This window comes from Cobetia sp. 29-18-1, assembly GCF_029846405.1.
Classification (GTDB): domain Bacteria; phylum Pseudomonadota; class Gammaproteobacteria; order Pseudomonadales; family Halomonadaceae; genus Cobetia; species Cobetia amphilecti.
Genome location: NZ_JARWKS010000040.1, coordinates 1 through 7,868 on the forward strand (window position 1 = coordinate 1; position 7,868 = coordinate 7,868).

Below are 7,868 nucleotides of genomic sequence, written 5' to 3' on the forward strand. Positions count from 1 at the left end.
CTGGTCGGTATGATCAGAGCTTAGCGCCTGGTCCGAATTCTGGGGTCCACTTCAGGGGATCGAGGCAAAGATCAGGTCCGCCTTGTGGTGATCGATGCCGTTCTGCACTGCCTGCTCGGAGTAGAGCGGCCCCAGCGCCTCTTCCATCAGCGAGTTGGACTTCACCACATGCGTGGAGGAGCGCTGCAGCATGGTCACATCCGCGTCGTGCTCCCACAGCGCGGCACAGATATCGTGAGCGGAATTGTTGGCGCCCACCACGACCACCTTCTTGCCACGATAGGCATCCGGCCCCGGGTGCTGGCTGGAGTGTTGCTGCTCACCTTCGAAGGTTTCGGCCCCCGGAAAGTGCGGCACATTGGGCATGCCCGACATGCCCGTGGCCAGCACCAGTTGCTTGGGCCGCAAGGTCACGGGCTTGCCGTCGCGTACCACCTCGACCACCCACTCGCCGCTCGCCTCATCGAAGTGCGCACTCTCACAGGCCGTGGAGCTCCAGTAATTGAGCTCCATGATCTTGGTGTACATCTCCAGCCAGTCCGCGACCTTGTCCTTGGGCGCGAACACCGGCCAGTTTGCCGGGAAGGGGATGTAGGGCATGTGGTCGTACCACACCGGATCGTGCAGACACAGGGACTTGTAGCGATTGCGCCAGGCATCGCCCGCACGCGGATTCTTGTCGATCACGATGGTTGGCACATCCATCTGTCTGAGCCGCGCGGCCAACCCGATGCCGCCCTGACCGCCACCGATGATCACGCAATACGGCTGGCGCTCGTAGCCCAGCTCGGCTTCTTCACGCTGGCGTGACTCAAGCCAGGTCTCACGCTGCTTGTTGGCACCATGCTCGGCGCCCTTGGGGCGCTGCATGCCCAGCGGCTCGGGAAATTCCTTGAGTTCGCGCATGGCGGTCAACAGCGTCCAGCAGCGCCCTTCCTTCAGGCGCAACAAGCCCTTGCCGCGTGCATCGGCGGTCTCGAAGGTGAACCAGGCTTCGACGATGCCGCCAGCCTCACTGGCCTCACCATCCAGTTGCCAGCGAGAGGGAGCGACATGCTCGAGGGTCGCCGCGAGCATCGACTGGATCTCATCCTTGCCCTCCGACGTCTTGAGATTCCAGGTGAAGGCGATCAAATCGCGCCAGTAGCATTCCTCGCCAAACAACGAGAGAACCCGGGCGATATCGCGCTGAGTCAGGGAGGACTCGAAATCATCGAGCCATTGCTGAGCGATCTGAGTTGGCGTGCGTGCGGTCATGGCGTCTCTCCGCGTGTTGTTGGATGTTGTAGTCACGCCTTCCATCCAAGGCATCAAGCATGCCAGCTTCGTCATGCACGACTGACAAAGCTCGTAAGCACTTGTCGTGAATGACAAAAATTCGCCACTACCGCGTCACCAACCTCCTCGCCTCGCTGGGCTCTCCACCTTTCTTGTGACAACTGTACGCCGTACGCCTGACACGGGGCGTTACACCTGTAACGCCCCGACCAAGGATGCAGGACAGGGTGATTGACGCTCCCGCCACACCGCATACGCTTGAAGGAGCACACGCCGCTTTTGCCATGCCGCTGTTGTGACAACCACGATTGCCACTTTCACAAGCGCCATCGCCACTTGCACGAGAGCCATAGCCACTATCAAAAGAGCCGTCCCGAGACGGCCAGCGCCGAGGCAGCCATGACCCGCCAACTCGACACGATGCAGCCCGACAAACGGCAGCATATCCAGACCCTGATGCAGCTGGGCGAAGGCCGCGACGCCTCCCCCGAGACGCAGCGCGACGTCATCCGTCGCTCGTGGCAGCGTTGTCTGGAGGAATATCAGCTCGACCCCAGCCGCCCTCGCCCGGTCCGCGTTCTCACCCAGCAGGCGCTGCGCGATCATCAGGAATCAGCGGATGAGCTGCTGCACGTGGCGCGTGCCGGGGTGGAGCGGCTCTATAGTCAGATCGCACAACATGGCTATGCGCTGATCCTCACCGATCAACGCGGCATCGCGGTGGATTTTCGCGGTCAGCGTGATCAGTTGAGTGAGCTGCGACGTGCCGGTCTCTACCTCGGCTCGGACTGGAACGAGCGCTATGCCGGCACCTCGGCGGCGGGCACCTGTCTGCACGATGGCGCAGCCGTCACCTGCCACCAGCGTGAGCACTTCGATGCCACCCACATCGACCTGACCTGTACGGCGGCGCCCATCACCGATCCCCAGGGACGTGTGATCGCCGCCCTCGACATCTCGGCGCTGAAGTCACCCCGCCCGCAGGAGAGCCAGACCTTTGCGCTCTCCCTGGTCACCCTGCATGCCCGCATGATCGAGGATGCGTACTTCCTGCATCGCTATCGGGATTGCCTGATCCTGCGCTTCGACACGGCGCGGGAATTCGTGCACCTGAATGGTCGTGGCCTGTTTGCCATTCAGGAAGATGGCAAGGTGATCGCCGCCAACCACGAAGGCCGACGCCTGATCGATGCACATCTGGCGCGCTGGCCACCGTGGACGGTCTCCACCCTGCCCGCCGTCACGCAGCTGTTCGATGGGGAGCTCAATGAGCTGTTGAGCATTCCGCACGCCAGCCTGGATCAGATTCGCGCCTTCCGTCTGCGGGCGGACGACGCCATCGTCTTCGTGACGCTGATCGAGCCACGCGGTTATCCGGTGCGGGCCCTCCCCACTGTCAGTCAGCAGGATGACCCGGTGCCCGAACTGGACCAGCTCGCGGGAGATGACCCTTCCATGCATCGGCTGCTCAAGCTGGCGCGCCGCATGCGCCATGAAAACGTGAGCATCCTGATTCGTGGCGAGACGGGAACCGGTAAGGAAGTGTTGGCGCGAGCCCTGCATGACAGCGGGCCACGCGCCAAGGCGCCCTTCGTGGCGGTGAACTGCGCGGCCATTCCGGAATCGCTGATTGAAAGTGAGCTCTTTGGCTATCTGCCGGGTGCCTTCACGGGAGGAAGGCCCAAGGGCATGCGCGGCCTGATCCAACAGGCCGACGGCGGCACGCTGTTTCTGGATGAGATCGGTGACATGCCGCTGCCGCTCCAGTCGCGCCTGCTGCGCGTACTCGCCGAACGGGAGGTGTCGCCACTGGGGGCCGAGACGCCCATCAAGGTGGATATTCGCGTCATCACTGCCACGCATCGTGATGTCACGGAGCTGATCGCCAGCGGGCAATTCCGCGAAGACCTCTACTACCGACTCAACGGCGCCGAGCTCCTGCTGCCCGCACTGCGTGAGCGCGCCGACCGCCACTACCTCATTCGCCAGCTGCATGCGGAGCTTCAAGCCGAACGCGACCAGACACTCCACCTGCGCGCCGATGCCATCAGTGCACTGTTGAGTCATCACTGGCCGGGCAACATACGCCAACTGCGCAATGCGATTGCCTTCGCGATGGCCACCGCGGAAGGCGATGAAATCACCCTGGATGATCTGCCGGAGGTCTGCCAGACCCACACCGGCAGCGCCCGCGGGTCTGCCAGTCCGCTTGCCGCTGCCTCCCCCTTCGCATCCAGCGCTTACTCGAACCCGGCCTCTCCAGCGTTCGCATCTGCAGGAGCTGATGCGGAGACTGATGCGGACGCCAGCGAACTTCTCGAGCTGTTACGCCACACGGATTGGAACGTCAGCCAGGTCGCCCGTCAACTCGGCGTATCACGCCCCACCATCTACCGCCGCATGCGCCGCCACGGCCTGGTGGCCCCTAATCATCAGCCGCTCGCCTCATGAACCAGCTGCATCTTCATGGCCGAGTGTGAAGAGCATGAAGAGTGCATAAGCATGAGCATGTCGTGCTCTGAAGTTGTAGGGGGTTGCCACGCAAGCCGGCCCGAGCAGATGTTCGGGCCAGCCCGTATGCTGTCCTCTCCTTTCTCCTTGATCCTCTACTCGCTTCAGCTTCCTTACGGCTCACATTGCGCCCTTGTTGAGCATGCCACTCCCCGCTCGTTTCGCCTGCTTTCACAGCATCAGGAATGACGCCCACCCTCATCATGAATCTTACTCAACTTGAAAATTAAAAAATCCAGTTTGTCTCATGGAGCCAGGCACTAGATACTCACCTGCATCAGATCGTTGATGAAGACTTCCCATGACGCTGCACTTCACAGCCAGCACACGGAACGTGATGGCGAACAGCGTGCCTCTCCCGGCATGGATGCGTTCTCACAGAGAGCAACCCGCTCACGAGACGCCTGAAAGATCACGGGAAGATGTCGACGACACAGTGAATTTTCTCTCTCAGGATCAGGGTGAACGCCATGAGCAACGAATTCGGTTTCAGCATCAACAGTCTGCGGTTTGACGAGAACTACGTTCCGGCGGAAAACACCCGCCTTACCACCAACTTCGCCAACTTGGCGCGTGGTGAAAGCCGTCAGCAGAACCTGCGCAGCACGCTGAACATGATCAACAACCGATTCAATGCGCTGGCCAACTGGGACAACCCCAAGGGCGACCGTTACTCCGTCGAGCTGGACATCATCTCCGTCGAGCTGAATCTCGATGCCGCGCGCTCCGACAATGCTCTGCCGATCATCGAGATCCTGCAGACCACCATCGTCGACCACCAGACGAATCAGCGCATTGACGGCGTGACCGGCAACAACTTCTCGTCCTACGTACGCGATTATGACTTCAGCGTGCGCCTGCTGGAGCACAACAAGGGCAAGGAGTCCTTCAGCGTGCCGGAGCAGTTCGGTGAGCTGCACGGCAACCTGTTCCAGGCCTTTGTGGGTTCTCCCACTTACAAGGAATGCTTCAAGAAGCCGCCGGTCATCTGCATCAGCGTCTCCACCACCAAGACCTACCAACAGACCGAGAACGTGCACCCGATCCTCGGGGTTGAATATCGCCAGGACGACGATTCCCTGACCGATGCCTACTTCAGCAAGATGGGCCTGAAGGTGCGTTACTTCATGCCGCCAGGCAGCGTTGCGCCGCTGGCCTTCTACCACACCGGCGACCTGCTCAACGATTACAGCAATCTGGAACTGATCAGCACCATCAGCACCATGGATACCTTCCAGAAGATCTATCGTCCCGAGGTCTACAACGCCAACTCCGTGGCCGGCAAATCCTATCAGGCGAGCCTGAAGCAGCAGGACCATTCACTGACGCGCATCGTGTACGACCGTGAAGAGCGCAGCCAGCTCGCCGTCGAGCAGGGCAAGTTCGTGGAAGAGAGCTTCATCAAGCCCTACCAGAGCCTGCTCGAGCAGTGGTCGGCCAACTGGTCCGCCAACCAATAAATCCCTCATCGGTCAGCTCACTGATCCGCAAACAGCGCGCGCTGATCGACGAACGACATTCGCTATCTGAATCATTCCAAGGACAAGGTTATTCATCATGACGAGATTACTCCCGACCTCTACCGCTGGCAGCCTGCCGAAACCGTCCTGGCTCGCCGAACCGGAGGTCCTCTGGTCCCCCTGGAAGCTCGAAGGTGAGGCACTGATCGCAGGCAAGCAGGATGCCCTGCGCGTCTCGCTGCAGGAGCAGCAACACGCCGGGATCGACATCGTCAGCGATGGCGAGCAATCGCGTCAGCATTTCGTCACCACCTTCATCGAACACCTGAATGGCGTGGATTTCGAGAAGCGCGAAACCGTCAAGATCCGGGATCGCTACGAGGCCAGCGTGCCGTCCGTGGTCGGTCCGGTCTCGCGCCAGAAGCCGGTGTTCGTCGAAGATGCCAAGTTCCTGCGCTCGCAGACTGATCAACCGATCAAGTGGGCACTGCCTGGCCCGATGACCATGGTCGACACCCTCTTCGATGGCCATTACAAGAGCCGCGAGAAACTGGCGTGGGAATTCGCCAAGATCCTCAACGAGGAAGCCAAGGAGCTTGAAGCGGCAGGCGTCGACATCATCCAGTTCGATGAACCGGCCTTCAACGTGTTCTTCGATGAAGTGAATGAATGGGGCATCGCCACGCTGGAGCGTGCGATCGAAGGCCTCAAGTGCGAGACCGCCATCCACATCTGTTACGGCTATGGCATCAAGGCCAACACCGACTGGAAGAACACCCTGGGCTCCGAATGGCGTCAGTACGAAGAAGCCTTCCCCAAGCTTCAGCAATCCAACATCGATATCGTCTCGCTGGAATGCCACAACTCCCACGTACCGATGGAGCTGATCGAGCTGATTCGTGGCAAGAAGGTGATGGTTGGCGCCATCGACGTCGCCAACAACACCATCGAGACGCCGGAAGAAATCGCCGAGACCCTGCGTAAGGCGCTGCAGTTCGTGGATGCCGACAAGCTCTACCCCTGCACCAACTGCGGCATGGCCCCGCTCTCCCGTGAAGTCGCCCGCGGCAAGCTGCAGGCACTCAGCGCTGGCGCTGCCATCGTGCGCAAGGAACTCGAAGCGCAGCGCTGATCGCTTGACCGAGACAGAGCACGGGCTAGGGCACAGCACTGAAAGATAGCGCCAGGCTAGTTCTAAACCGAGTTGGCCCGACGAAAGTGCTCGAGAGTGGAAGCCCCTGCGGCTGATACCGCCGCAAACAAAAATGGCCATCGTGAAGAATTCACGACGGCCATTTTTTCATCACTCTCACTCTTGTCACCCTTGTCACCCCAGCGCCCAATTCCGCGCTCTCGTTGCAGCCCCTCCCCCACGGCTGACAATTACCACCTCCCTAATCTTGCAGGACCTGCCATGTCACTCTCCGACACCAACACTACTACCACTATCGACTCCACCAGTTTCCGTGAAGCCCTCGGCCACTTCGCCTCCGGCATCACAATCATCACCACCCAGGTCGACGACGAGCCGATCGGCTTCACCTGCCAGTCGTTCTACAGCGTCTCGATGAACCCGCCGCTGGTCTCCTTCAGCGTCAAGGCAAGCTCGTTCAGCTACCCGAAGATCCGCCAGGCAGCGCGCTTCGCCGTGAACATTCTCTCCAGCGAGCAGAGCCACGTCTCCAACCAGTTCGCCAGGCGTGGCGCAGACAAATGGCAAAGCATCGACTGGCAGCTCTCCCCCCTCGGCAACCCGGTGATCAATGACAGCCTGCACTGGCTCGACTGCAAGATTCACGCAGAGCACCCTGCAGGTGATCACCTGATCGTGATCGGGGAAGTGAAGGGACTGAACTTGGATGTTGCAGGGACGACGCGGCCATTGTTGTATTTCAAGGGGAAGTACGGGGGCTTGGCTGGGGGTGAAAAATAAGACTGGAGGATACTGGTCGGCTGAAACCTTCAGGATCAGACCAGGGGATTGTGAGTTGGCTTTTAAAAAAATAAGCTACTGATACACAAGGAAAAGCAACCGTAATGAAGCGAAAGGTACAGTTCTTTTGAATCAGTAGGTTAGCGAAAGTTGAGGATAGCACACGAAGCTGGTGTGTGTACCCGTGGTGTACCTGATCGCTGCACTATAGTCTGTGCAGCTCTGGAGGGGTCACTTCACTGGACGAGTACTTTCGCATCCAGGACCGTACCAAGTGGTACGAGCCCTGGAGGAGATGCCGAAAGACCTGGATGACTGCTTCGTCAGTTACAACGCTAAACGCCCCCACTATGAACGCAACATAAAGGGGATGCCCCCATATACCGCGTTCAAGAAAGGACTTCCCAAGTCACCGAAGAAAGAGCTCAGGAAAGCGGCGGCAAACACTGCTTAACTATAGGGAGCCCACGGGGGCATGTGTCAGGCGAACACCATCACTGTACATACGGCATCGACACGATGTAGACACCGTATCAGCAACCAGCAAGTTTTGGAGGCAAATAATTTAATGCCAACACAAACCTATAACCTCTTGGCTGCAGATTCTGAGTGCAACACCTGAGTTTCCCTGTAAGGTATTGCGCTCATGTCATACTCAGAACTCAGCATCACCGATCGTGCCACTA

At 59.5% G+C, this 7,868-nt stretch carries 4 protein-coding genes and 1 pseudogene; 4 read left to right on the top strand and 1 reads right to left on the bottom strand.

What is annotated here, in order from left to right:
• Positions 1-54: 54 nt before the first annotated feature.
• Positions 55-1,257 (bottom strand): annotated as a pseudogene (locus QD208_RS17455) (NAD(P)/FAD-dependent oxidoreductase); the annotation flags it as partial.
• Positions 1,258-1,677: 420 nt separating this feature from the next.
• Here QD208_RS17455 and QD208_RS17460 point away from each other — a divergent pair.
• The 4 genes from QD208_RS17460 to QD208_RS17475 all read left to right on the top strand — a co-directional run bounded on the left by QD208_RS17460 (position 1,678) and on the right by QD208_RS17475 (position 7,182).
• Positions 1,678-3,729, top strand: a complete 2,052-nt coding sequence (locus QD208_RS17460; protein WP_279837671.1) for a sigma-54-dependent Fis family transcriptional regulator — start codon at positions 1,678-1,680, stop codon at positions 3,727-3,729.
• 530 nt (positions 3,730-4,259) lie between these two features.
• Positions 4,260-5,249: a DUF1852 domain-containing protein gene (locus QD208_RS17465; protein ID WP_279837672.1), complete on the top strand. Its 990-nt coding sequence runs from the start codon at positions 4,260-4,262 to the stop codon at positions 5,247-5,249.
• A gap of 97 nt (positions 5,250-5,346) precedes the next feature.
• Entirely contained in the window at positions 5,347-6,381 is a 1,035-nt protein-coding gene (locus QD208_RS17470) for a methionine synthase (RefSeq protein WP_279837673.1), read from the top strand.
• 282 nt (positions 6,382-6,663) lie between these two features.
• Positions 6,664-7,182, top strand: coding sequence for a flavin reductase family protein (locus QD208_RS17475; RefSeq protein ID WP_279837675.1), 519 nt, complete (start codon positions 6,664-6,666; stop codon positions 7,180-7,182).
• The last annotated feature ends 686 nt before the right edge of the window (positions 7,183-7,868 follow it).